The organism is Propioniciclava sp., from assembly GCF_029977985.1.
In the GTDB taxonomy this organism is placed as follows: domain Bacteria; phylum Actinomycetota; class Actinomycetes; order Propionibacteriales; family Propionibacteriaceae; genus Propioniciclava.
In genome coordinates, this window is record NZ_JARKOT010000191.1 from 1 (window position 1) to 1,416 (window position 1,416).

The 1,416-nt window shown below is 74.2% G+C and carries 2 protein-coding genes; both read right to left on the reverse strand.

From position 1 onward, the window contains the following. Positions 1–36 precede the first annotated feature (36 nt). Positions 37–477, reverse strand: coding sequence for a phage holin family protein (locus Q1K57_RS11355; RefSeq protein WP_300082584.1), 441 nt, complete (start codon positions 475–477; stop codon positions 37–39). Next, complete coding sequence (locus tag Q1K57_RS11360) at positions 474–1,400, reverse strand: hypothetical protein (RefSeq protein WP_300082587.1); 927 nt, start codon at positions 1,398–1,400, stop codon at positions 474–476. Before Q1K57_RS11360 ends, Q1K57_RS11355 begins: the two co-directional genes overlap by 4 nt. Positions 1,401–1,416 lie beyond the last annotated feature (16 nt).

The following is a 1,416-nucleotide window of genomic DNA, read 5'->3' on the forward strand; positions in this document are numbered from 1 at the left end:
GTTCGATCTGTGCCCGGATCACGGACGGGTCGCTGGTCATCGGTTCTCCTCTTCCTTGCCCTTCACTGCATTCGGGATCTTGCTGACCGTCTCCACGGTCTGGGGCAGGCCGCGCACCCGGGCCAGCTCATTGCGTCCGACCACCGCGAGGATCGCGGCGACGATCGCCCACACCACGGCCACCACGACGGCGGACCAGGCGTTGCCGATCGCCAGGCCCAGTCCCCACCACAGCGCGATGGACAGGAACAGGATCACCAGGAGGCCGCCGACCGCCGCGCCGGCGAGCAGCCCGGCACCCTTGCCGGCACGGGTGCCGGACTCGCGCAGCTCGGCCTTGGCCAGCTCCACCTCCTGCCGCAGCAGGGTGGACAGGTCGCGGCTGACGTCGCCCATCAGCTCGCCGATCGACCGCTCGGGCTCCCGCCGGGCCGGGGTCGCGGCGCCCGGCACCACCGGGTCGCTGGACGTCGTCACCGCAGGTCACCGCCCGCGTCGGCCCGGTCGTAGCCGTAGGTCTGGCCGGTGGTGCCGCCGCCGTACGCCGGCACTTCCGCGGCGAGCCGGGGTGCGGGGACGTCCGTCGCCTCCGCCGCCGCGGTCGCCGACCGGGACGGGGTGACGTCCCTGCCGGCCATCAGGCCCCGGCTGAGCCGGCCGACGACCACGCCGGCCACGGTCGCCCCGGCGAGGAACACGAACGGACGGCGCCGCGCGAACCGCCGGACCTCCGCCAGCACATCGGACGCGTCGGCGTTCGCCAGCCAGTTCGACAGCTCGCCGCCCCGCCGGGACGCCTGCTTCGCCAGCGCGGTCACCGGACCGTCCTGCTCGGACTTCGACGCCATCTCGCCCAGCTCGCCCGCCAGCGCGTGCAGCAGGTCGGCCAGCTGCTGCTTGCCGGTGCTCGCCTGCTCGCGGAGCTGCCCGCTGGCCTGGTCCCACAGGCCCTGGAACTGGGCGCGAGCGTCGCCCGCCAGCCGGGCGAGTTCGTCCCTGGCCACGTCGGCCACGTCCGCGCCGCGCTCGAGCGCCGCGTCCTTGACGTCGGCGGCCTTCTCGACGGCGGTGTCCTTCACGTCCGCTGCCTTGTCAATGGCGTGTTCGGCGACGTGCTCTGCCTTCGCCCTCGCGTCGCCTCCGCCGCCGGCCACGTCATCCCGGCCCCCGCGCACGTCATCCCGGCCCCCGCGCACGTCATCCCGGGCTTGACCCGGGATCTCCGCGTCACCTACCGGCTCGGTGTCGTCCAGCCCGTAGGCCGGGTCGGCGACTCCGGGGTCGACGTCGCCGAGGTCGGGGTAGTTGCGGTCGCTGCCCGCGCCGGAACTCAGGGCGTCCTCGGGCACCTGGCCGGGCACCCTCCGTCCGGTGATCGGGTCGAGCCTGTCGTTCGTCATGGTCTTCTCCTCGTCC

Excerpts from the sequence above, each read along its gene's own strand:
- Q1K57_RS11360 (WP_300082587.1), bottom strand. The coding sequence starts at position 1,400 with ATGACGAACGACAGGCTCGACCCGATCACCGGACGGAGGGTGCCCGGC.